This window comes from Sphingomonas sp. BL-S-28, assembly GCF_055521515.1.
Map to the genome: position 1 here is coordinate 523,716 of NZ_CM145484.1, position 21,475 is coordinate 545,190.

General features: G+C 64.5%; 30 protein-coding genes. 12 read left to right on the plus strand and 18 right to left on the minus strand.

Annotation, left to right across the window (positions count from 1 at the left end; all coding sequences use genetic code 11):
- Window positions 1-106 precede the first annotated feature (106 nt).
- From ACZ1JC_RS11265 to ACZ1JC_RS11310, 10 genes are all read left to right on the plus strand, one after another.
- Complete coding sequence (locus ACZ1JC_RS11265) at window positions 107-949, plus strand: pyruvate, water dikinase regulatory protein (protein WP_465136780.1); 843 nt, start codon at window positions 107-109, stop codon at window positions 947-949.
- A gap of 38 nt (window positions 950-987) precedes the next feature.
- Window positions 988-1,572, plus strand: a complete 585-nt coding sequence (locus ACZ1JC_RS11270; RefSeq protein ID WP_465136779.1) for a Maf family protein — start codon at window positions 988-990, stop codon at window positions 1,570-1,572.
- A complete protein-coding gene (locus tag ACZ1JC_RS11275) occupies window positions 1,569-2,432 on the plus strand; it encodes a shikimate dehydrogenase family protein (RefSeq protein ID WP_465136778.1) in 864 nt (287 codons plus the stop codon). Before ACZ1JC_RS11270 ends, ACZ1JC_RS11275 begins: the two co-directional genes overlap by 4 nt.
- Complete coding sequence (gene coaE / locus ACZ1JC_RS11280) at window positions 2,429-3,049, plus strand: dephospho-CoA kinase (protein ID WP_465136777.1); 621 nt, start codon at window positions 2,429-2,431, stop codon at window positions 3,047-3,049. The genes ACZ1JC_RS11275 and coaE overlap by 4 nt, the downstream gene beginning before the upstream one ends.
- A 50-nt stretch (window positions 3,050-3,099) precedes the next feature.
- Complete coding sequence (dnaQ, locus tag ACZ1JC_RS11285) at window positions 3,100-3,783, plus strand: DNA polymerase III subunit epsilon (RefSeq protein ID WP_465136776.1); 684 nt, start codon at window positions 3,100-3,102, stop codon at window positions 3,781-3,783.
- Between the two features lie 25 nt (window positions 3,784-3,808).
- A complete protein-coding gene (hpf, locus tag ACZ1JC_RS11290) occupies window positions 3,809-4,378 on the plus strand; it encodes a ribosome hibernation-promoting factor, HPF/YfiA family (RefSeq protein WP_465136775.1) in 570 nt (189 codons plus the stop codon).
- Window positions 4,379-4,505: 127 nt separating this feature from the next.
- Window positions 4,506-4,967 carry a PTS sugar transporter subunit IIA gene (locus tag ACZ1JC_RS11295; RefSeq protein ID WP_465136774.1) on the plus strand — a complete coding sequence of 154 codons (462 nt, stop codon included), beginning with the start codon at window positions 4,506-4,508 and terminating at the stop codon, window positions 4,965-4,967.
- Between the two features lies 1 nt (window position 4,968).
- Window positions 4,969-5,466: a PaaI family thioesterase gene (locus ACZ1JC_RS11300; RefSeq protein ID WP_465136773.1), complete on the plus strand. Its 498-nt coding sequence runs from the start codon at window positions 4,969-4,971 to the stop codon at window positions 5,464-5,466.
- A gap of 2 nt (window positions 5,467-5,468) precedes the next feature.
- Window positions 5,469-5,801, plus strand: a complete 333-nt coding sequence (locus ACZ1JC_RS11305) for a DUF1491 family protein (protein ID WP_465136772.1) — start codon at window positions 5,469-5,471, stop codon at window positions 5,799-5,801.
- A 191-nt stretch (window positions 5,802-5,992) separates the two neighbouring features.
- Window positions 5,993-6,637 (plus strand): cell wall hydrolase, encoded by a 645-nt coding sequence (locus ACZ1JC_RS11310; RefSeq protein WP_465136771.1) that lies wholly within the window; start codon window positions 5,993-5,995, stop codon window positions 6,635-6,637.
- Between the two features lie 105 nt (window positions 6,638-6,742).
- Here the strand turns inward: ACZ1JC_RS11310 and xth are convergent, their stop codons facing one another.
- From xth to ACZ1JC_RS11325, 3 genes are all read right to left on the minus strand, one after another.
- Window positions 6,743-7,519: an exodeoxyribonuclease III gene (xth, locus tag ACZ1JC_RS11315; RefSeq protein ID WP_465136770.1), complete on the minus strand. Its 777-nt coding sequence runs from the start codon at window positions 7,517-7,519 to the stop codon at window positions 6,743-6,745.
- Window positions 7,516-7,845 (minus strand): iron-sulfur cluster insertion protein ErpA, encoded by a 330-nt coding sequence (erpA, locus tag ACZ1JC_RS11320; protein ID WP_465138620.1) that lies wholly within the window; start codon window positions 7,843-7,845, stop codon window positions 7,516-7,518. Before erpA ends, xth begins: the two co-directional genes overlap by 4 nt.
- 86 nt (window positions 7,846-7,931) lie before the next feature.
- Window positions 7,932-8,357, minus strand: a complete 426-nt coding sequence (locus ACZ1JC_RS11325) for a CBS domain-containing protein (RefSeq protein WP_465136769.1) — start codon at window positions 8,355-8,357, stop codon at window positions 7,932-7,934.
- A 205-nt stretch (window positions 8,358-8,562) separates the two neighbouring features.
- Between ACZ1JC_RS11325 and ACZ1JC_RS11330 the strand changes: the two genes are divergently transcribed.
- Window positions 8,563-8,859, plus strand: coding sequence for a hypothetical protein (locus tag ACZ1JC_RS11330; RefSeq protein ID WP_465138619.1), 297 nt, complete (start codon window positions 8,563-8,565; stop codon window positions 8,857-8,859).
- 28 nt (window positions 8,860-8,887) lie between these two features.
- Here ACZ1JC_RS11330 and ACZ1JC_RS11335 read toward each other — a convergent pair whose 3' ends face one another.
- From ACZ1JC_RS11335 to ACZ1JC_RS11355, 5 genes are all read right to left on the minus strand, one after another.
- Complete coding sequence (locus tag ACZ1JC_RS11335; RefSeq protein WP_465136768.1) at window positions 8,888-9,277, minus strand: (2Fe-2S) ferredoxin domain-containing protein; 390 nt, start codon at window positions 9,275-9,277, stop codon at window positions 8,888-8,890.
- Window positions 9,274-9,705: an acyl-CoA thioesterase gene (locus tag ACZ1JC_RS11340; protein WP_465136767.1), complete on the minus strand. Its 432-nt coding sequence runs from the start codon at window positions 9,703-9,705 to the stop codon at window positions 9,274-9,276. Before ACZ1JC_RS11340 ends, ACZ1JC_RS11335 begins: the two co-directional genes overlap by 4 nt.
- A gap of 62 nt (window positions 9,706-9,767) precedes the next feature.
- Entirely contained in the window at window positions 9,768-10,211 is a 444-nt protein-coding gene (locus ACZ1JC_RS11345) for a DUF2497 domain-containing protein (RefSeq protein WP_465136766.1), read from the minus strand.
- A 95-nt stretch (window positions 10,212-10,306) separates the two neighbouring features.
- On the minus strand, window positions 10,307-11,755 hold the full coding sequence (locus ACZ1JC_RS11350; protein ID WP_465136765.1) for a TolC family outer membrane protein: 1,449 nt from the start codon (window positions 11,753-11,755) through the stop codon (window positions 10,307-10,309).
- Window positions 11,756-11,757: 2 nt separating this feature from the next.
- Complete coding sequence (locus ACZ1JC_RS11355; protein WP_465136764.1) at window positions 11,758-12,351, minus strand: protein-L-isoaspartate O-methyltransferase family protein; 594 nt, start codon at window positions 12,349-12,351, stop codon at window positions 11,758-11,760.
- A 426-nt stretch (window positions 12,352-12,777) separates the two neighbouring features.
- Between ACZ1JC_RS11355 and ACZ1JC_RS11360 the strand changes: the two genes are divergently transcribed.
- The gene (locus tag ACZ1JC_RS11360; RefSeq protein ID WP_132387663.1) at window positions 12,778-14,301 is read left to right on the plus strand and encodes a fumarate hydratase; all 1,524 of its coding nucleotides are present in this window, start codon (window positions 12,778-12,780) and stop codon (window positions 14,299-14,301) included.
- A gap of 204 nt (window positions 14,302-14,505) precedes the next feature.
- On the opposite strand, the gene ACZ1JC_RS11365 is transcribed toward ACZ1JC_RS11360, so the two are convergent.
- The 10 genes from ACZ1JC_RS11365 to ACZ1JC_RS11410 all read right to left on the minus strand — a co-directional run bounded on the left by ACZ1JC_RS11365 (window position 14,506) and on the right by ACZ1JC_RS11410 (window position 21,280).
- Window positions 14,506-14,874, minus strand: a complete 369-nt coding sequence (locus ACZ1JC_RS11365; RefSeq protein WP_465136763.1) for a HesB/IscA family protein — start codon at window positions 14,872-14,874, stop codon at window positions 14,506-14,508.
- Entirely contained in the window at window positions 14,871-15,380 is a 510-nt protein-coding gene (locus tag ACZ1JC_RS11370) for a GNAT family N-acetyltransferase (protein ID WP_465136762.1), read from the minus strand. Before ACZ1JC_RS11370 ends, ACZ1JC_RS11365 begins: the two co-directional genes overlap by 4 nt.
- A complete protein-coding gene (locus ACZ1JC_RS11375) occupies window positions 15,380-15,850 on the minus strand; it encodes an SUF system Fe-S cluster assembly protein (protein WP_465136761.1) in 471 nt (156 codons plus the stop codon). The genes ACZ1JC_RS11370 and ACZ1JC_RS11375 overlap by 1 nt, the downstream gene beginning before the upstream one ends.
- Window positions 15,847-17,046: an aminotransferase class V-fold PLP-dependent enzyme gene (locus ACZ1JC_RS11380; RefSeq protein WP_465136760.1), complete on the minus strand. Its 1,200-nt coding sequence runs from the start codon at window positions 17,044-17,046 to the stop codon at window positions 15,847-15,849. Before ACZ1JC_RS11380 ends, ACZ1JC_RS11375 begins: the two co-directional genes overlap by 4 nt.
- Window positions 17,043-17,780: a SufD family Fe-S cluster assembly protein gene (locus ACZ1JC_RS11385; protein WP_465136759.1), complete on the minus strand. Its 738-nt coding sequence runs from the start codon at window positions 17,778-17,780 to the stop codon at window positions 17,043-17,045. Before ACZ1JC_RS11385 ends, ACZ1JC_RS11380 begins: the two co-directional genes overlap by 4 nt.
- On the minus strand, window positions 17,773-17,988 hold the full coding sequence (locus ACZ1JC_RS11390) for a hypothetical protein (protein ID WP_465136758.1): 216 nt from the start codon (window positions 17,986-17,988) through the stop codon (window positions 17,773-17,775). The genes ACZ1JC_RS11385 and ACZ1JC_RS11390 overlap by 8 nt, the downstream gene beginning before the upstream one ends.
- Window positions 17,985-18,728 (minus strand): Fe-S cluster assembly ATPase SufC, encoded by a 744-nt coding sequence (gene sufC, locus ACZ1JC_RS11395; RefSeq protein WP_465138618.1) that lies wholly within the window; start codon window positions 18,726-18,728, stop codon window positions 17,985-17,987. The genes ACZ1JC_RS11390 and sufC overlap by 4 nt, the downstream gene beginning before the upstream one ends.
- Window positions 18,729-18,730: 2 nt before the next feature.
- Complete coding sequence (locus ACZ1JC_RS11400; RefSeq protein ID WP_465136757.1) at window positions 18,731-19,225, minus strand: endonuclease domain-containing protein; 495 nt, start codon at window positions 19,223-19,225, stop codon at window positions 18,731-18,733.
- 108 nt (window positions 19,226-19,333) lie between these two features.
- A complete protein-coding gene (gene sufB, locus ACZ1JC_RS11405) occupies window positions 19,334-20,842 on the minus strand; it encodes a Fe-S cluster assembly protein SufB (protein ID WP_465136756.1) in 1,509 nt (502 codons plus the stop codon).
- Entirely contained in the window at window positions 20,843-21,280 is a 438-nt protein-coding gene (locus ACZ1JC_RS11410) for an SUF system Fe-S cluster assembly regulator (RefSeq protein ID WP_465136755.1), read from the minus strand.
- Window positions 21,281-21,475 lie beyond the last annotated feature (195 nt).

Genomic DNA, 21,475 nt, shown 5'->3' on the forward strand with positions numbered 1-21,475 from the left:
AGGAAAACGGCTTCCCGAGTTGTCACCGTATCCATCCCGTGGTTTATGCCGGGACATATCCACAGCACCCCTGTGGAACCCCCTGAAAACCCCGGAAAAGGCCGATATGGCGCGATTTCACCTCCATCTTCTCTCCGATTCAACCGGCGAAACGCTGGAGATGATCGCCAAGGCCGCGCTCGCCCAGTTCGACGATTCCGACGTGTTGCGGCACTTCTGGCCGATGGTGCGTTCGCAGCAGCATCTGGACCGGATCATGGGCGAGATCGCCGCCAATCCGGGCCTCGTGTTTTTCACCTTGGTGAACGAGGAAACGCGCGGGCGGCTGGAAGAACGCTGCCAGCAACTCGGTCTGCCGGCGATCGCTGTGCTGGATGGGGTGACCGATGCGCTGGAAGCGCTGCTGGGGCAGGAAGCCAAGGGCCGTCCGGGCCGTCAGCATCGGCTGGACGATGCCTACTTCGCGCGCGTCGATGCGATTCAGTTCACCATCGCCCATGACGACGGCATCGCCTGGGAGGATTGGGAAGAGGCCGATATCGTGCTGGCGGGCGTGTCGCGCACCAGCAAGACGCCGACTTCGATCTATCTCGCCAATCGCGGCTACAAGGTGGCGAACATTCCCATCGTCGTGGAAAGCCCGCCGCCCTCGATCCTGTTCGGGCTGAAGCGGCCGATGGTGGTGGGCCTCACCACCGCGCCGGACCGGTTGATTCAGATCCGCCGCAACCGCCTGCTCTCGCTCAGCCAATCGCCCGATACCGACTATGTGAAGACCGATAGGGTGGAAGACGAGCTGAAATATGCGCGGCGCATGTTCGCGGACAATTCGTGGCCGGTGATCGACGTGACGCGCCGCTCGATCGAGGAAACCGCGGCGGCCATCATCAACCTCTACAACGAACGCAAGGCCTCCGGACCGCAGGAAACCGAGGGCGGGCCGGTTTGAACTGCCCATTTGAATTGTTTGAATCTCAGGAATTTCCGATGATCGTACTCGCCTCCCAAAGCGCCTCGCGCCGCGCCATGCTTGAAGCTGCCGCGATTCCGTTCCGCGCCCAGCCCGCGCATGTCGACGAGCGCGGCATCGAAGCCGGGCTTGCCGGCGCCGCGCCCGCGACGATTGCGCTGGAGCTGGCGAAAGCCAAGGCGCTGGCGGTTTCGGCCGAAGCGCCGGGCGAACTCGTGCTGGGCAGTGACTCGCTGGTGGAATGTGGCGGACACCGGTTCGACAAACCGGGCAGCCGGGAAGCGGCGGCCGAGCATCTGCGCTTCTTTTCGGGCAAGGTGATGAATCTGCACAGCGCCGCGGCACTGGCGCGCGATGGCGAAATCGTCTGGGCGGAAGACGCCGTGGCGTCGCTGCATGTGATCGCCATGTCGGACGCGTTCATCGACCACTACCTTGATGCCGAGTGGCCCGAAGTGGCTGGCTGCGTGGGCGTTTTCCGGATCGAGGCGCGCGGCGTGCAACTGTTCGAGGCGGTCGAGGGGGACTATTTCACCATCCTCGGCATGCCGCTGTTGAAAGTGCAGGCGGCGCTGCGCCGTCTGGGAGAGATCGAGCAATGAGTCAGCCTTATGCTGAAGTGATCGGCGATCCGATCGCCCAGTCCAAATCTCCGGTGATTCACGGGTACTGGCTGGAAAAGCTGGGAATCGAGGGGCGCTATGACCGCCACCTGGTGTCCGTCGATGGCCTTGCCGACTATCTCGCCACGCGGCGCGGCGATCCGGACTGGCGCGGCTGCAATGTGACGATGCCGCACAAGTTGGCGATTCTGCCGCTGATGGACCGGCTGGACCCACTGGCCGAAAAGATCGGCGCGGTAAACACGGTCGTGCGCGAAGCGGACGGCACACTCACCGGTTACAACACCGATGCCCCGGGATTCCTCGAACCGCTGGAATCGCGGCTGGCCGAGACTCACCTGTTTCGCATGGCGCGCGTGCTGGGCACCGGCGGCGCAGCGCGGGCGATCGTCGCGGCTTTGGCCGAGCGCGGTTTCGTGATCGTGCTGGCGGGCCGCGATCCCGCCAAGGCGCAGGCGATGCTGGGCGAACTGACCGCGCAGAACGATCACCACGCGATTCACCTCGGCCACTTTGCCGATCCCACCGATTTCGCCTTCGATGATCGCGAGCAGTGCTTCGACGTGGTCATCAACGCCAGCCCACTCGGCATGACCGGGCAAGAGGCACTCGCTTTCGATTTCAGCCATGCCCCGCCGAAAAGCGTGGTCTACGATATCGTCACCAGCCCGCGCGATACCACCTTCCTGCAAGCGGCACGGGCGGCCGGGTTCGAGACTGTGGATGGACTCGCCATGCTGATCGGTCAGGCCGACCATGCCTTCCGCCGCTTCTTCGGCGCAGTGCCGCCGCGCGATGCCGCAAGCGACGCTGAACTGCGCGCGCGGCTGGAGGCATGACCGAGCCCGCGAAAGCCCCCAAAATAGGGCCGAAAATCCTGGGCCTCACCGGCTCGATCGGCATGGGCAAGTCCACCGTTGCGGCGATGCTGCGCGATCTGGGGGTGCCGGTGTTCGATGCCGACGCTGCCGTCCACCAGTTGCAAGGCCCGGGCGGCGCATTGCTGGGCGAGATCGAGGCGGCGTTTCCCGGCACCACCGGGGAGAGCGGCGTCGACCGCGCAAAACTGGGCGCGGTGGTCTTCGGGAATCGTGAGGCGCTGGGGCGACTCGAATCGATCGTCCATCCGGCCGTCGGCGCCATGCGGCGGGCATTTCTAAGGGATAATGCCGATGCGCCGCTGGTGGTCTTCGATATTCCCCTGCTCTACGAAAAAGGGGGACATGAGGGTCTCTACGGAGTGGCCGTAGTCTCCGCTCCTGCAGAGGTGCAGCGCCAGCGGGTGCTGACCCGGCCGGGCATGACCACGGAAAAATTCGAACAGATTCTGGCGCTTCAGGTGCCTGACGCGGAAAAGCGTCGGCGGGCCGACTTCGTCATCGATACCGGAACGTCGCTCGCAGAGACCCGCACCGAGGTGGAGCGCATCGTGGCTGCGTTGGGGCGGCAGGAATAATCCGCGCCAAGCCCTTGCGAACCCGCCCCGGCAGGCAGATATGAGATTAGATGCGAGAGATCATATTCGATACCGAAACCACGGGATTCGACCCTAAGACCGGGGACCGAATGGTCGAAATCGGCTGCATCGAAATGGTCAACCGGGTGCTGACCGGTCGCAGCTACCACGCCTATTTCAACCCCGAACGCCCGATGCCGGCAGAGGCAGAGGCCGTGCACGGCCTGTCCGACGCCTTTCTGGCCGACAAGCCGCTATTCGCTGCCGGCGCGCAGGATTTCCTCGATTTCATCGAGGACAGCCCGATGGTCGCGCACAATGCGGGGTTCGACTTCAACTTCATCAATCATGAACTGGGCCTGCTGGGTCTGGCCCCGGTCGACAAGTCGCGCATGGTCGATACCGTGGCGCTGGCCAAGGTGCGCCATCCGGGCGCCAAGCTTTCGCTCGACGCGCTCTGCACGCGTTACGGAATTGATCGAAGTCATCGTACCAAGCACGGCGCGCTTCTAGACGCCGAACTGCTGGCGCAGGTCTATGTGGAACTGCGCGGCGGCCGTCAGATCGGGCTCGAACTGATGGCCGACGCAACCGAGATCGTGGTGGAAATGAAAGTCCTTACCCGAAAGGACCGACCGTTCCGCCAGCCGCGTCCCCACGCGGCCACCGAAGCGGAACTCGCCATTCATGCCGAGTTCCTCAAGTCGGTCGATACCCCGCTCTGGGGTGACTGATACAATAGCAGAGGAGTATTCGCTCATGGACATCCGCGTCTCCGGTCACCAGGTCGAAACCGGTGAGGCCCTGCAGGTTCACACCAGCGAGCGACTGACGGTGATCATAGACAAGTACTTCAACCGCGCGTTGTCGTCACATGTCACGTTCGGACGTGCGCCTGCCGGTGCTTTCCGCTGCGATATCATCATGCATGTGATGCAGAACCTCGTGCTCAAGGCCACCGGGATGGCGCAGGACGCCCATCTCGCACTCGATCAGGCGTCGGAGAAGATCGACAAGCAGTTGCGGCGCTACAAGCGTCGATTGAAGGATCGGCACGAACAGACCGCCCATGCCCTCGCCACCGAGGAAGCCGCCTACACCATCTTCGAAGAACCGCAGGTCGAGGTGGACGACGAACTGGATGCCGATGCTCCGGTGGTCATTGCGGAGACGCGTGTGGACGTTCCCGAAGCCACGGTTTCCGATGCGGTGATGATGCTGGACTTGCGCAATACCACTGCGCTCCTGTTCAAAAACGCTGGCACTGGCCGGCATAATATGGTTTACCGCCGCGGCGACGGTTCGATTGGCTGGGTCGAACCGCACTGACGCCGACAGCAGCGTCTTGCGGCGCCTGCACTTCTGATCGGAGGAGAGTAAGCAGCCCCCGGACCTACCGGGGGTTGCGAGCGTTTAGGCATTGGCAACCGATCTGAGACCAGAACCAGAAAACGAAATGAGCAGTCTTTTCAATCTTCTGCCCGATGCTGTCACCACAGCCAGCGCGGATACCAAGGCATCCATTCTGGAGCGCCTCGCCGGCATTTTCACCGAAGTCTACGGGCTCGATCGGGACGTCGTGCTTGCGCGCGTGCTTGATCGCGAAGCGCTGGGCAGCACCGGATTCGGCCGGCGCATCGCGATTCCCCATGCGCGCCTTTCCGGTCTTTCGCGCCCGGTGGCCGCCTTCATCCGGCTCGATTCGCCGGTTGAATTCGATTCCGCCGATGGCCAGCCGATCGATATCGTCTTCGGTCTGCTATCGCCCGAAGGCGCCGGCGCCACCCATCTCCACGCCCTGGCGGCAATCTCGCGCATGATGCGCGACGAACGCATGCACGAGGCCTTGATCGAGGCGCCCGGCGCAGAGGCGCTCTACAGCTTGCTCAGCAACGTTATCGACCGCGATGCAGCCTGACATGTCGGGTGCCGGCCCGGGTGCCGGCCCCGGTGCTGGTGGCGCCGACACCAGCGGCGCCGCCTTGCATTGGCGCGCGCTCGAAAGCCTCTACGCCTCCGCACCGATCAACGGCATGTTCGCCTCCCGCCTGGACATTCCCGGCGAGGGGCTGGCGCGGATCACCTTCGATGTCGATCCCGCGTGTTTCCATGCTGCCGGTGCCGCCCACGGCACGATCTATTTCAAGATGCTGGACGACGCCGCCTTCTACGCGGCTAACACGCTGGTCACCGATCGCTTTCTGCTGACGACATCGTTCAACCTCCTGCTCAGCAAGCCGATCAAGGGTGGCACCATCGTTGCCGAGGGCCGCTGGGTCAGCGGCCGGCGCCGCGTGCTGGTCGCGGAATCGCGTCTGGTGGACGAGGATGGCGACGAAGTGGGCCGGGGCACCGGCACCTTCATGCGATCGCGGATCGCGCTTTCGGGCTTGCCCGGCTACGCTGGAACCGCTTGACGATGGACGCGCGCCTACCCGCGCATCTGGAGGTCAGCGCCCTCATCCGCGCCGCCGAAACCGCAGGCGGGTTTGGGATGGTTATACAAAAAGGTGAACGCGACGCCGGCACGATCCTTGTCGTGCTGCTCGAAAACGGGCGCGACGGACGGGCCTACGAACGCATGCCGCAGATCGACGGCAGCCGCGCCTGGACCTGTTCGAAACGCGAAGAATCGGCGGATCCGCACGCCTTTTCAGACTACGTCCAACGACGGGGCCGGCAGGACCCCGATCTCTGGGTGATCGAACTGGACACCGCAAGACCCGAACGGCTCATCGGCATTGGAGGATAAACGCGGTTGACTTGCACGCCCTGCAAGTTAATGGCCCCTTCACACACGCGCAGGCGGTCGGGCAGCAATAAGGCATGCTCGACTAGCACGCAGACGGGGGATCGTCGGCAGATCGTGTGAATGTAACGTCCTAAATGGACGATGCGTTCCCATCTGCGTCGGACTGGTTCACCGCCTTTGAACAAGAGTAAATGCGAAGCAAAGTTCAGTGGGCGAGCATGGTCGCGCTTGCCGCTACGGTTATGACCGCTCTTTTCGGCGCACAGGGTTCGGGCGCCGCTGCCAGCCAGCCGGTTCTGGTTGCAGCAAAATCGAACACCGAGACGGCATTCGTTTCCACGCCGGTCGTCCAGTCCCTCCCCGCCGACGGGGCAGCTGCGACGGACAATCAGGCTGACGATGCCCAGAACGATCCGCAGGAAGCCGCTTCCCTTGCGCAGCTGGTTGCCATGCAGCCCAGCGCCGGTTCGGTTGACCGCGAGATGCGTTGCCTTGCCGGCGCCATCTATTTCGAAGCCCGCGGCGAAACACAGGAAGGCCAGCTTGCGGTTGGCCGCGTGATCATCAATCGCGCCGAATCCGGCCGCTTCCCCGCCAGCTATTGCGGCGTGGTCTATCAGCCAGGCCAGTTCTCCTTCGTGCAGGGCAAGCACATGCCCAGCATCCGCGAAGCCTCGGCCGACTGGCACGAAGCTCTTGCCATCGCTCGCATCGCGGTGGAGGAAACCTGGAAGAGCGAGGCGGAAGACGCCCTCTACTTCCACGCCAAGCGCGTCTCGCCCAAGTGGCGCCTGACCAGGATCGCCCAGGTCGACGATCACATCTTCTATCGCTGAGCTTCAGAAGCGGGCGTTCGCCCCCGCTTCCGCTTCGCCAAAAAGAATGGGGTCCGAAGCAGCTAGCTTCGGACCCCATTCTCGTATGTCTGCCTGCGGCGGCGATCAGTCGCGCAGCTGCACCCAGACCGGCGTGTGGTCGCTGGCCTTCTCACGCCCGCGATAGGCCTTGTCGACGCCGCAAGTCTCCAGCCGGTCGGCCAGTTCGGGTGACAGCAGGGCATGATCGATGCGGAAGCCGTGATCGCGCTGCCAGGCGCCGGCCTGATAGTCCCAGAAGGTCCAGACGCCGCCGCGCGGGTTGTGCGTGGCGATCGCGTCGGTCCAGCCGTCGCCCAGCAGGCGGAAATAGGCATCGCGCGATTCCGGCTGCATCAGCGCATCGGCGGCCATCGCGGGCGGGGACCAGACATCCTGATCGGTGGGAATAACGTTGTAGTCGCCAGTGACGATCGCCGGCACTTCTTCGGCCCGGATCGCGGCCATGCGTTGGCGCAGGCGGTTCATCCAGCGCAGCTTGTAATCGAACTTGGGGCCGGGCACCGGATTGCCATTCGGCAGATAGATGCACACGACCCGCATGCCGAAGACATCGGCTTCCAGATAGCGCGAATGCTCATCCTCGGGCTCGCCTTCCAGACCACGCTGGATTTCGACCGGCTTCACTCCGTCGGCCAGGATGGCGACGCCGTTGAAGCCCTTCTGGCCATGCCAGATGCCCTGATAGCCGATCTTCTCGAATTCCTCGATCGGGAACCCTTCGTCCTGGCTCTTGATCTCCTGCAGGCAGGCGACCGAGGGGCGGGTTTCCTCCAGCCATTCGAGCAGGCGGGGCAGGCGCGCCTTGACCCCGTTGATGTTGAACGTGGCGATCTTTTTCATACGGAGAAGCTGGATCCGCACCCGCAGCCGGCGGCGGCATTGGGATTTTCCACGCGGAAGGCGGCGCCGCCCAGCGATTCGACGTAATCGACCACGCAGCCGCTGACGAGATCGAGGCTCACCGAATCGACCACCAGACGCACGCCATCGGTTTCGGCCACGGAATCGTCGGATTCAGGCGCGTCGGCCAGGCCGAACTTGTACTGGAAGCCCGAACAGCCGCCGCCTTCCACCGATAGGCGAAGGATCGCGGGCTTGCCCTGCTTGTCGGCAATGGCGGCGACACGCGCCGCAGCCGAAGGGCTGAGTGTAACGGTTTGGTCCATGCCTGCGATGTAGGCTTCGCAGGCCCGCGCGGCAAGGTGAGAGCGCGGCGGGAAATGACGGCCTGCCGCCCTTCCCGCCATCAGGTTCAGGCCATCTGGATATAGTCGCGCATCGCGGCGGCTTCGGATTCCACTTTGTCGATGCGGTACTTCACCAGATCGCCGATCGACACGAAGCCGACCATCCGGCCCTGTTCCACCACCGGCAGGTGACGGATGCGGCGACGGGTCATCAGCGCCAGCGCGCTGAGCACCGGAGTGGAGGGTTCCACCGTCACCGCCGGAGAGGTCATCACATCGGCCACCGATTTTCGCAGCATCTCCGGGCCGTGCTCATGCAGGCGGTAGATCACATCGCGTTCGGAAAAGATGCCGACCAGTTCGTCACCATCCATGATCGGCAGGGCACCGATCCGGCGTTCGGCGAGAATCCCGGCCGCGTCACCCACGGCGGTATCGATCTGGCAGGTCTGCACGGGCCCACGGCCCTCGATAATGCGCGCAATCGTCATCGTCGCTCTTCTCCCCTCGTCGGCCCCTCTGCCCCTCTGTCTGGCGGTCAGATCCGCGTCTTCGCGGTTTGGAAAGGGAGAATACCATAGCGCGAGGCCCCCCGCCACTTCGTCGGATTGCGGATGGCGCGGGAATCGGATCCGGCGAAAGCCGCTCTTGCGGGATTTCCTTGCGACGCAGCGGGCAAAGGCCCAAATGGGGCGCATGTTCCCGCGTTCGCCCCTCGAAGATCCGGAAAAGGCCGCCCATGCCTGGGCGCGTTATCGCCGGATCATGGCCTATATGATGACGGTCACGGTCGGCCTGGTGCTGGCCTCGGTGATCCTGCTCTATCGGTCCAACGGGATGGTTTCGATTCATTTCTACATCGCCACCGCCCTGGGAGTCGGCTTCACGATGTTGCTGACTTCGGCGCTGATGGGGCTGGCGTTCTTGTCCAGCGGCACCGGGCACGACGAATCGATCGTCGATCCTTTCGAAGACGACTGGAAGGGAAAGTAGGCCGCCAAAGTAGGCCGCTCTGGCCTGCTCAACCCGCTTTGGGGCGAAGCCGGAACTCCTCGACGGGCTCACCGCCGATCAGGTGCTGCTGGATGATCTTTTCCAGCACATCCTCGGTGCAGGAATGATACCAGACGCCATCGGGCCAGACGACCGCCACGGGTCCGGCAAAGCAGATGCGCAGGCAATCCGCCTTGGTGCGGGCGACGCCGCCGCCATTTTCGCGCCTCGGGCCATCCAGCCCAAGCTGTTTCAGCCGCTTCTTCAGGTACTTCCATGCCGCGGCGCCCTTTTCGGGGGAGCAGCATTCGCCCTTCTGCGGTTCCGCGCAGATGAAGATGTGGCGCTGGATGGAATCGCCGCCGGCCTTGGCCAGCGCCTCGCCGGCCTGTTCGATCTCGCGCGCCGATGCGGTCATGCGCGCAGCATCCACTGGGCGGCGCGGGCGCGATAGCTTTCGGGCAGTTCGGCCGGGCCCTGGGGGCCGACCATGACGATCACCGTGCGGGCGAAGACCACCGGCTTGCCGTCCTGCGTGACCACTTGCACCAGTTGCTGGCTGCTGCGGCCGAGGTGTTCGACGGCGCCGTGCAGCGTCAGGGTATCGGGATAATGCGTCTCGCCCAGGTATTCGATCGAGATGCTGGCCACCATCGTCGCCAACCCGCGAAACTCGTCCTGCTCGCTGGCGGCGCGGTAGAAGCGCACGCGCGCGTCTTCCAGCATGCCGGCAATGGCGACGTTGTTGATGTGGTGGTTGAGATCGAGGTCGCTGAATCGCGGTTCGATGTCACAGGAAAACGGGTAGCGCGCGGGATCGAGCAGCGCGGGATCGGGTCTTGGCATGGCCTTGAGTTAGGAAGCCGCAGGCCCGAGGTCCAGTGCGAACTCCGGCGCGAACAGGCCGATCAGATCTTCTTGCCGACGATGCGGGCGATTTCCGCCGCAACAAGGCGCTCGACCATCGGCGGCAGGTTCTTGTCCAGCCATTCGGCCAATGCCGGACGCAGCAGTTCGCGGGTCAGCCCTTCCAGCGAGGTTTCGCCCGAGCGGACGATCTGCGGCGGCACGCCGGGTTCGGACAGCATGGCAAGGGCAGCCAGCGATTCGCGCATCGAATCGCGGGCGCCATCGTCCAGCAATGCCGGCTCGTCACCGGTCAGCACCACATCGTCATCCAGTTCGGCGGCTTCGGGCAGTTCGAGCACGTCATCTTCGAACACCACGGTGCGCACCGGCTCTCCGGCGCGGCGCTGGCGTTCGGAGCGGGCAGCGGCGCGGTTGTCACGCGCGATCACCTGCTTGATCGACTGGAGGATCTCCTCGACCGAAGGTTCGCCGTTCTGCCGCATTGCAACTTGCCCCATAATCCGTCCCCGGATCCTATAGCGGAATCCGGGATTGACGCGCGCCCCCCATCTTTCTCCGAATCACGGTTAAGAGATGGTTACTCCCCGCGAATTTCGCCATCCTGCACCGGCGTGTCAACGGTGCGGGTAGACTTCGCCACAGGATCCGGATCGTTGTCCCAGTCGAAGATCTTGCCCTTCACCCGGTCGTAATTGACCTGCGGATCGTAGAGCACGCCGCCGTCCAGATTCAGGTCGCGCGCTTCGGCACGGCCCATCGCGGCCAGCAGCGTGAAGCCGGCGACATAGGCGTTGCGCTGGGCAGTCACCAGATCAACCTGCGCGTTCAGCAGTTCCTGTTCGGCGTTCAGGATGTCCAGAATCGTGCGGTTGCCCACCGAGTTCTCCGCCCGCACGCCCTCAAGGCTGAGCGAGGCGGCATCGACGGCGGTCTTCGAAGACACGATCAGGTCGTTGGAGGCGATCCAGGCAGTATAGGCAGAGCGTACTTGCGCGATCACGCTGCGTTCGGTGGCGATTTCCTGCTCCAGCGTGGCCGAAGCGGTCGCCTGCGCCTGACGGCGCTGTGCGGCGGGAAGGCCGCCCTGGAACAGCGGGATCGAGACTGAGGCTCCGGCCGTCACCGTATGGTTGTGCTCATAGCCGGTGACCCGCGTGTCCGCGGAACCGAGGTAATCGGTATAACCGCCATTCGTGAACAGGCTGACGCGCGGCAGGCGGCCGGCGCCGGCCACATCGATGTCCTTTTCCGAAGCCTTGCTGCGCTGGCGCGCGGCCAAGACGTCGGGATTGGCATCCAGCGCGACGGTGGTCGCCTCTTCCGGGCTGGCCGGAAGGTTCGGCAGCGGCGGCGGCGTTTCGAGGCTTTCGGGCGCCTTGCCGACGAAACGGATATAGGTTTCGCGCGCGGCGGCCAGGGTCGCCTCGGCACTGCGCAGATCGCCCGTCGCCACGGCAAGGCGCGACTGCGACTGGGCCACGTCCGTTCGAGTCAGTTCGCCGATCTGGAAACGGTCGCTGGTGGCCTGAAGGTTGACCTTCAGCACGGCGACGTTCTTCTGGTTCAGCCCGACGATCGCCTCTGCCCGGATCACGTCCATGTAGGCGCCGACCACTTGCGAGAACAGCGAGCTTTCCGAACCGCGCAGCGAGGCCTGACCGGCTTCGACGCGGATCTTGGCGGCGGCCACGCTGTTGCGCACGGCACCGCCCGAATAGATCGGCACGCCCAGATCGACGCCGGCCGAAAGGATTCTGGTGGGTTGGAGGTCGCCAGCGGCGCCGGAATCCACGTATTTGGTGAAGGAGCTGTCGGCCGCCAGATTGGGCAGACCCGATGCACGTGCGATCGGCACGCCCTCATCGGTGGCGCGCTGTTGCGCACGCGCCGCCTCCAGCGTGGGATTGGTCTGATAGGCCAGGACCAGCGCCTCGCGGAGGGTATCGGCCAGCGCCGGTGCGCTGGCCGTTGCCAGTATCAGACATCCCCCCGTGAGAAGCCCGGCACGCAGCGCGAACCGGGCCATGCTCAGAAGCTCCAGCGTTTGGGAGCAGCGAGCTCCGGCAGAACCGGAATCCCCATTTCGGCCAGCGGCAGCAGCGCCAGCGTGCCGGCGGTCTTGCGGCCGGTGGCCAGACGCGGAACGTTGCGCACGACAAGGCCGGTGACCACGCGGCCACCTTCGGCCAGCGTCGCGGTCAGCGCGGCGGGCAGTTCCTCGATCGCGCCGTCGATGACGAGCAGCGTGTGGGCGCCATTGGCAACGTCCTTGGCGGCAGCGGGATCGACGACGTCAAGCGAGCCGACCAGCGGACGCAGCAGCGCGGCAAGGTAGCCATTGGCGTCACCCACCAGCAGGGCCTTGTCGTCCTTGGTCGGCGCGGCTTCGGCCAGCGCGCGGCCATAGAACAGCGGAGCGGCGAGTTGACGGCCGTTCTCCAGCGCGATCGCGCGGTCGATATAGGCGGCATCGCGCATACCGGCGGGCACGAAATCCTCACGGGCGACGCCAGCCATGGCTTCGAGCACCCAGGGTTCGTTCACGCCGCTGGTGCGCAGCTGGCTGACGATCATGGCTTGGCGGGCAACCGCGGCAGCGGACCGATCCTCGGTCAAGGTCATTTTGGTCCCATTCCTCATGCTGTTGCGGGCAAGAATGGGGCGTTACGCGCCTCCACCCCCCGCAAAGACGGACTAGATGGCGGCCTTACTAGGCCAAGCCGCGAATGAGGCCAAGCCATTTGCAATACCTTGGTCGATCTATCGCGACGTTTGGACGATGGCACAGGCACTTGGAAAGAGCACTTGCGATTTTTGACCGCAATCGCACCGAAAATGCGCTTCCTTGGTATGCGAACGGGCCTTAAGCCCGTTCGAAAGCGGCACCGGCCCACTCCCCCACCCGACCTCCCATCAGGATACACTTGTGGGAGGTCGGGTGGGGGAGTGGGCCGGTGCCGCAAAATGCGCGCTTGCGCGCATTTTCAAAGAGGCTCAAGGAGCCCGCAAAATCACGTGAACCGACAGGAAACCGGGAGCGCTCTTTCCATGGCCGAAATGGTGACGATCCGCGAAGACGACCTCATTGAGAGTGTTGCCGACGCCCTCCAGTACATCAGCTACTTCCACCCGATGGACTACATCCGCGCGCTGGGCGACGCCTATGAGGCGGAGCAAGGCCCCGCCGCCAAGGACGCCATCGCCCAGATTCTGACCAACAGCCGCATGTGCGCGGAAGGGCATCGCCCGATCTGCCAGGACACCGGCATCGTCAACGTCTTCATCGAATGGGGCCAGAACTGTCGCCTCGAATCCGAGAAGTCGCTGCAGGAAGTGGTCGATGAAGGCGTGCGCCGCGCCTACAACAATGCCGAGAACAAGCTGCGCGCCTCGGTGCTGGCCGACCCCGCCTTCACGCGCCGCAACACCAAGGACAACACGCCTTCGGTGCTCTCGGTCAGCATGGTCCCCGGATCGAAGGTTTCGGTGGACGTTGCGGCCAAGGGCGGCGGCTCGGAAAACAAGTCGAAGTTCAAGATGATGAATCCCAGCGATTCCATCGTCGACTGGGTGATCGAGATGCTGCCCCAGATGGGTGCCGGCTGGTGCCCGCCGGGCATGCTGGGCATCGGCATCGGCGGCACCGCCGAGCACTGCGTCAAGCTTGCCAAGCAGAGCCTGATGGAGCCGATCGACATGGCCCAGCTGAAGCAGCGCGGCCCCCAGAACGATATCGAGGCGCTGCGCATCGAGATCTTCGACAAGGTGAATGCTCTCGGCATCGGCGCGCAGGGCCTTGGCGGCCTGGCCACCATCCTCGACGTCAAGATCATGGACTGGCCGTGCCATGCCGCCGGCAAGCCGGTCGCCATGATTCCGAACTGCGCCGCCACCCGCCACGCGCACTTCACGCTGGACGGTTCGGGCCCGAGCTTCTTGGAAACGCCGAACCTCGACGATTGGCCGAAGGTGGAATGGGCCCCCGATGCCGGCGCCATCCGCGTCGACCTCGACACCCTCACCCCCGAAATTGTCCAGAGCTGGAAGCAGGGCGACCGCCTGCTGCTCAACGGCAAGATGCTCACCGGCCGCGATGCAGCGCACAAGCGCATCTCCGACATGCTGGCCAAGGGCGAGGAGCTGCCGGTCGATTTCAAGGGCCGCGTGATCTACTACGTCGGCCCGGTCGATCCGGTGCGTGAGGAAGTCGTCGGCCCCGCCGGCCCGACCACCGCGACGCGCATGGACAAGTTCTCGGACACCATGCTCGATCTCGGCCTGCTCGCCAGCATCGGCAAGTCGGAACGCGGCCCGGCCGCCACCGAGTCCATCGCCAAGCACAAGTCGGCCTATCTCATGGCCGTTGGCGGCGCCGCCTACCTCGTCGCCCGCGCGATCAAGGAAGCCAAGGTCGTCGGCTTCGCGGACCTCGGCATGGAGGCGATCTACGAATTCACCGTCAAGGACATGCCGGTGACCGTGGCGGTCGATTCCGAGGGCAAGAACGTCCACCAGCTCGCCCCGCTGGTGTGGAAGGAAAAGATCGCCAAGGAGCATCTGCTTCCGGCGTGATCCTTTTGCGGGATTTGGAAATGACGAAGGGGCCGATCTCAAGGCAAGATCGGCCCCTTTGTTTTGTGATTTGGAAGATCCTCCCCCCTCGGGGGAGGTGGCAGCGCGAAGCGCTGACGGAGGGGGCTTTCGGCAGCGCTGCGCTATTCCCCCTCCACCACCCTGCGGGCGGTCCCCCTCCCCCGGTGGGGAGGAGCTAAGAGGTCAAACCGTAAAGCTCTCACCGCAGCCGCACGAGCCCTTGGCATTCGGGTTCGCGAACACGAATCCGGCTGTGAAGTCGTCTTCCACCCAATCCATGGTACTGCCGATCAGATAGAGCACCGAGGCGCCGTCGATGTAGAACAGGCCGCCGGGAGTCTCGATCTTCTCGTCGAAGGGCTTCTCTTCGCTCACATAGTCCACCGAATAGGCCAGCCCCGAGCAGCCCCGGCGCGGGGTGGAGAGGCGCACGCCGATGGTGCCTTCGGGCGCCTCGCCCATCAGCTTGGCGATGCGCGCTTCGGCATTGGGCGTGAGGATCACGGCAGCCGGGCGCTGGCGTGCAGGCTTGGCTTCAGTGGTGGTGGTCATAGCTTCTTTTCCCAGAACAGCGCGGTGCCCGCCTGCGGGTCCAGCGCATAGTCGCCGTAGCCGAGCGAGGCGTAGAGGCCCTTGGCCGTGTCATTGCCGCTCAGCACTTCGAGAGTGATCTTGCAGGCGCCGCGCGTGCGGGCCTCTGCCTCTACCGCCAGCATCAGCGCCCGGCCCACGCCTTTGCCGCGTGCCTCGGGCAGCACGGCCATGTCGTGGATGTTCACCAGCGGGCGCGCGGCGAATGTCGAGAATCCGGTGATGCAGTTCGCCAAACCAAGCGGCTCGTCACCGGCGAAGGCCAGCAGCGAGAATGCGCCAGAGTGCGCGGCAAGGCCGGGCACCAGCCGCTCGCGCACATCGTCCGACAGCGGCTTACCCCCACCCATCGGATCGCGCGCATAGCTGTCCAGCAGCGCGACCACGCGCGCGGCATCGGCCGCGTCGGCATAGTCCGCAAGACGTACAGCGATCTTGGCGGTAACGGTAGGGGCAAGCGTCGCCATCAGAGCATGCCCAGTTCGAGCTTCGCCTCGTCGGACATCTTGGCCATGTCCCATGGCGGATCCCAGACGAGGTTGACCTCGGCATCGCGCACGCCGGGCACGGCGGACACGCGCATCTCGACTTCGCCGGGCATCGATTCGGCCACCGGGCAATGCGGCGTGGTCAGCGTCATCGTCACCGCGACCGAAGCCTCGGGCGAGACTTCGACGCCGTAGATCAGGCCGAGGTCGTAGATGTTCACCGGAATCTCGGGATCGAAGATTTCCTTCAGCGCGTCGATCACGCCGTCGTAGATCGATCCGCCGGGCTGGCCGGGATCGATACCCTGCGGCTTTTCGGCAAGGAAGCCGTCGAGATAGTCGCGCTTCCGTTCAGCCGGGGGAACCGGCACGTCTTCCACCCGCGCGCGGGGAGCGGGCGTTACCGAGTCGACTTCCTCGACCGTGAATGTGGGCTTCTGGTCACTCATCCAAAAATTCTCCGGGTGCGCTCGATACCCTTCATGAGCGCCTCGATATCGCTGTCGTCGCTGTAGATGCCGAAGCTGGCGCGGGCCGTGGCGGGAACGCCAAGGTGGTCCATCAGCGGCTGTGCACAGTGGTGGCCGGCACGGATCGCGACGCCCTCTTCATCCAATATGGTGCCGAGGTCGTGCGGATGCACCCCGTCCATCGCGAAAGAAACGATGCCGACGGAATCCGCCGGGCCGAACAGGGTCACGTCGTTGCGCTTGCCTAGTTCGGCGCGCAGGCGGGCGGCCAGATCGCGCTCATGGCGCTCGGCACGGTCAAGGCCCTGCGCGGTCAACCAGTCGATGGCGGCGGCAAGGCCAAGGGCCTCGACGATCATCGGCGTGCCGGCCTCGAAACGCTGCGGTGCCGGGGCGTAGGTGGTCTTCTCGAAGGTGACGCGGTCGATCATCGAACCACCGCCCTGCCACGGCGGCATGGCATCGAGCAGCGCCTTCTTCGCCCAAAGCGCGCCGATCCCGGTGGGGCCGTAGAGCTTGTGCGCGGAGAAGACGTAGAAATCGCATTGCATCGCCGCCACGTCGAGGGCGATGCGCGGCGCCGCCTGGCAGCCGTCGATCAGCAGCTTCGCGCCGACGGCATGGGCCAGCTTGGCCGCATGTTCCACGTGGAGCACTGAGCCGAGCACGTTGGAAACATGCGCAAAGGCCACCAGCTTGTGCGCGGGGGTGAGGATGCGTTCGGCTGCTTCCAGGTCGATCCGGCCGTCTTCGGTCAGCGGGCAGACGTCGATCTCCACGCCGGTGCGGTCACGCAGCAGTTGCCACGGCACGATGTTGGAGTGATGCTCCAGCACCGAAAGCAGGATGCGGTCGCCCGCCTTGAGGTTTTGCACGCCCCAGGTCTGCGCGACGAGGTTGATCGCCTCGGTCGCGCCGCGGGTGAAGACGATCTCATCCTCGTGCCCGCCCAGGAACGCGGCGACCTTGCGGCGCGCCGCCTCGAACGCCAGCGTCATCTCTGCAGAGCGGGCATAGACGCCGCGATGCACGGTCGCATAATCGCGGCCCAGCGCATTGACGGTGGCGTCGATCACGGCCTGCGGCTTCTGCGCGGTCGCACCGGTGTCGAGGTAGTGCCAGTTGCCGGCAAGTCCGGGGAACTGGTCCTTCAGGACGAGCGTATCGGTACTCACAGAATCGCCTCCAGACGGGCAATCGCGGCTTCGTTCAGCATGTCTTCGCCCGGCGCGCCGGTGAAGGCTTCGGCGACGAAGGCCTGCAGCATCAGCCGCTTGGCTTCGGGCGGCGTGAGGCCGCGGCTCATCAGGTAGAACAACCCGTTGGCGTCGAGTTCGCCCACCGCGCAGCCATGTGCCGCCTTGACGTCATCGGCGTAGATTTCCAGTTCCGGCCGGGCATTGGCGGTTGCCGTGCGGTCCAGCAGCATGGCGCGGACCGACTGTTCGGCATCGGTGCCGTCCGCCCCGCGCTCGACGCCGATGCAGCCGAGGTAGGAGCCGACCGCATGGCCCGCCAGCACGGTGCGCACGATCTGGCTGGAGGTTGCGTCCTTTTCGGCGTGGACCACCTTGGTCACCACTTCCAGCGTCTCGCTGCCACTGGCGAGCTGCGCCGCGCCCAGCGTGAAGTCCGCGCCTTCGGCCAGCCGCACGTCCACCGCCACGCGGCCATAGGCCGGACCGGCGGAGAGCACGCGCAAGTCGAACTTGGCGCGGGCACCCAGAGTGATCACCAGATGGCGCGCCACCGCTGCAGTGCCGTCCTCGACGATCTGCAGCGATTCCTCGGCATCGGCAGCCACCACGATCTCTTCATGCGCGATCGGCCAGAGGCCCGCCAGCGCGTCGAAATCGGAATAGCGGAAGTCCTCATCCTTGCGGGTGGGAAGCGTCAGGGTGTCAGTCATTGGCCGCGCTCCCAAGGAAAGCGCCGGGGAGACCGGCCAGCCAGCGTTCGCCGCCCATGGCATGGGCATCGATGGAGAATTCCCGCGGATTCCGGGCGGAGCGGGCAATGGCCGAGGCGGCTTCCGCCTCGGAACCATAGACGCCGACCAGTTCGCCGTTCTCCATGGCGGGATCGTTATCGTGCCAGAGGAAGTAGGCCTGGCTCATGCGACGACGGCCTCGTAGCCCTCTTCCTCAAGCTGGAGCGCGAGTTCGGGGCCGCCCGACTTGACGATCCGGCCGGCAGCCAGAACGTGCACGAAGTCCGGCTTCACATAGTCCAGCAGGCGCTGGTAGTGGGTGATCAGCAGCACGGCCTTGTCGGGCGCGCGCATGATCGAATTGATGCCCTCACCGCAGATGCGCAGCGCGTCGATGTCGAGGCCGGAGTCGGTCTCGTCCAGAATCGCCAGCTTGGGATCGAGGATGCCCATCTGCACCATCTCGGCGCGCTTCTTTTCGCCGCCGGAGAATCCGACGTTCACCGGGCGCTTCAGCATGTCCATGTCCATGCGCAGCAGGCCCGCCTTTTCGCGGGCGAGCTTCAGGAATTCGCCGCCCGAAAGCGGTTCCTCGCCCCGGCCCTTGCGCTGGGCATTGGCCGCTTCGCGCAGGAACTGGACGAAGGAGACGCCGGGAATCTCGACCGGGTACTGGAAGCCCAGGAACAGGCCGGCGGCCGCACGCTCATGCGGTTCCAGTTCGAGCAGGTCCTGACCCAGGAAATCCACCGAGCCGCCGGTCACTTCGTAGCCCGGACGGCCGCCGAGCGTGTAGCCCAGCGTCGACTTGCCCGCGCCGTTCGGCCCCATGATCGCGTGAATCTCGCCCGGATTGATCGTCAGCGAGAGACCCTTGAGAATCGGCTTGTCGGCAACATTGGCCTGAAGGTTATCGATCTTGAGCATGGTCATCCTTCGGCACCTTCATCAAAGCGAGGTGCGGCAGTGGTCCCGGCCTTCCGACGCGCGGAGCGCTTGTCGAACGGCACGTTGAGTTCGGTGGTGATCTCGCGCACGACGCTCTCGATGCGGTCGAGCACTTCATCCTCGGAGAAGCGCAGCACGCGGATGCCCACTTCGATCAGCTTGCGATCCTGCAGCTCGTTGACGTCCGGGTTCGAGTCTTCGGGGCTGAGTTGCACGACGATCCAGCGCGACGGGCACGCGAAATCGACGATGGTCGAGCCGACCACCGACTGGCGGGTGAACTTCACGCCGCCCAGCTTCGAGCCGGACAGTTCCGCCCAGAGCGCCTTCTGCGCCTCGCTGGGGTTGCGGCGCATTTCCTTGGCCCGCTCCTTGAGCGTTTCGAGGCGTGCACCGGTCACGTTGAAGCTGGCCTTGGCGTCCGCCTTCGGCGCGGCGTCCTTGCTGATGCCGAGGGTCTTACGGGCGGCGGTCATGGATTCGTCCTTCGTGTCTTTTGTCTTTGTCCCCTTGAGCGCGATTCAGGGTCCAACTGACCTTGGACATCGCACTCACGGGAGAGAGGGGAGCGAGAATGGCGGATGTCACCCCACCGAGCCTTCAAGGCTGATGCCCAGCAGCTTCTGCGCTTCGACGGCGAATTCCATCGGCAACTGCTGCAGCACTTCCTTGGCGAAGCCGTTGACGATCAGCGCCACCGCCTGCTCGGTATCGAGCCCGCGCTGCATGGCGTAGAACATCTGGTCGTCGCTGATCTTGCTGGTGGTCGCCTCGTGCTCGATCTGGGCGCTGGGGTTGCGCACTTCGATATAGGGTACGGTGTGGGCGCCGCATTCCTTGCCCAGCAGCAGCGAATCGCACTGGGTGAAGTTGCGCACGCCCTCGGCATTGGCGGCCACGCGGACAAGGCCGCGATAGGTGTTGTTCGACTTGCCGGCCGAAATACCCTTGGAGATGATCGTCGAACGGCTGCCCTTGCCGTTGTGGATCATCTTGGTGCCGGTATCGGCCTGCTGGTAATTGTTGGTGACGGCCACCGAGTAGAACTCGCCCACCGAATCCTCGCCATTGAGGACGCAACTGGGATACTTCCAGGTGATGGCAGAGCCAGTTTCCACCTGAGTCCACGAGATCTTCGAGCGGGCGCCCTGGCACAACCCGCGCTTGGTCACGAAGTTGTAGATGCCGCCCTTGCCATTGGCGTCACCGGGATACCAGTTCTGCACGGTGGAGTACTTGATCTCGGCATCTTCCAGCGCGACCAGTTCGACCACTGCGGCGTGAAGCTGGTTCTCATCGCGCATCGGCGCGGTGCAGCCTTCGAGGTACGAGACGTAGCTGCCCTTTTCCGCAATGATCAGGGTGCGTTCGAACTGGCCGGTATTCTCCGCGTTGATGCGGAAATAGGTGCTCAGCTCCATCGGACAGCGGACGCCCTCGGGAATGTAGACGAAGGTGCCGTCGGAGAAGACCGCGCAGTTCAGGGCCGCGAAGTAGTTGTCCTGCACGGGCACGACCTTGCCGAGCCACTTCTTCACCAGTTCCGGGTATTCGCGGATCGCCTCGGAGATCGAGCGGAAGATCACGCCCGCCTGCTCCAGCTCCTTGCGGAAGGTCGTGGCAACGGAGACCGAATCGAACACCGCATCCACCGCGATCTTGCGGGAGCCCTCGACGCCGGCGAGCACTTTCTGCTCCTCCAGCGGAATGCCCAGCTTCTCGTAGACGCGCAGGATCTCGGGATCGACCTCGTCCAGGCTGTTCAGGGTGGGCTTCTTCTTGGGTGCGGCCCAGTAATAGGCGTCCTGATAGTCGATCGGCGGCACGTTCAGCTTCGCCCAGTCCGGCATCGGCATGTCCAGCCAGCGGCGATAGGCCTTCAGGCGCCATTCCAGCATCCACTCCGGCTCTTCCTTCTTGGCCGAGATGAAGCGGACGGTGTCTTCGGACAGGCCCTTGGGGCCATATTCCTGCTCGATATCGGCAACCCAGCCGTGCTCGTACTCCGCCACGCGGGCCGCAGCCTCACGCGCGGCCTGATCGCGCAGTTCGGGCGCCTCAGCACCGATTGCGGGAGCGGTTTCTTCGGTCATTCAAACTTCCTCGACGAGCTGGGTCAGGGCCACTTGCGCCAGAGCGCCGCGCAGCGCCGCATTCACCTGGGGCCAGTGCGGGCGCACATGGCAGCCACCCTCGATCTGGCATTCGGACTTTCCGGGTTCCAGACAGGCGGTAAGGGCGATGGGCCCTTCGACTGCCTCGACGATATCCGCAACCGAAATCGTTTCGGGGCGCCGGGCAAGCTTCAGCCCACCACCTACGCCCCGCGATGAAATCAACAGGCCGGCGGCGGTCAGCTTGCTCACCAGTTTCTGCACGGTGGGCGCGGGTAGCCGGGTTTCCTCGGCCAGTTGCGCTGCCGAGACTCGCCCATGCTTCGAATCACCCGCAACCAGCGGGCATCCGCCGCAGTGCCGGGCGGCAGCAGACATGATGACGACGGCATAATCCGCCATGCTCGATAGACGCATCGGTAAGGCTTTCGGGACCCGCAGCTAAAGTGGATCAATTTCTTCCGATTTTCCACCTAGTGCAGGAGGGGCGCGGTTTCAATGGAGTTTCAACAGGATTTGCGGCGTTCACCGGTTAACGCTGTTGCAACCCTCTCCATATCCGAGGAAAAATAACCCGAAATTAAGCAAAAAAAGGCGGCCCCCAGCGAACTG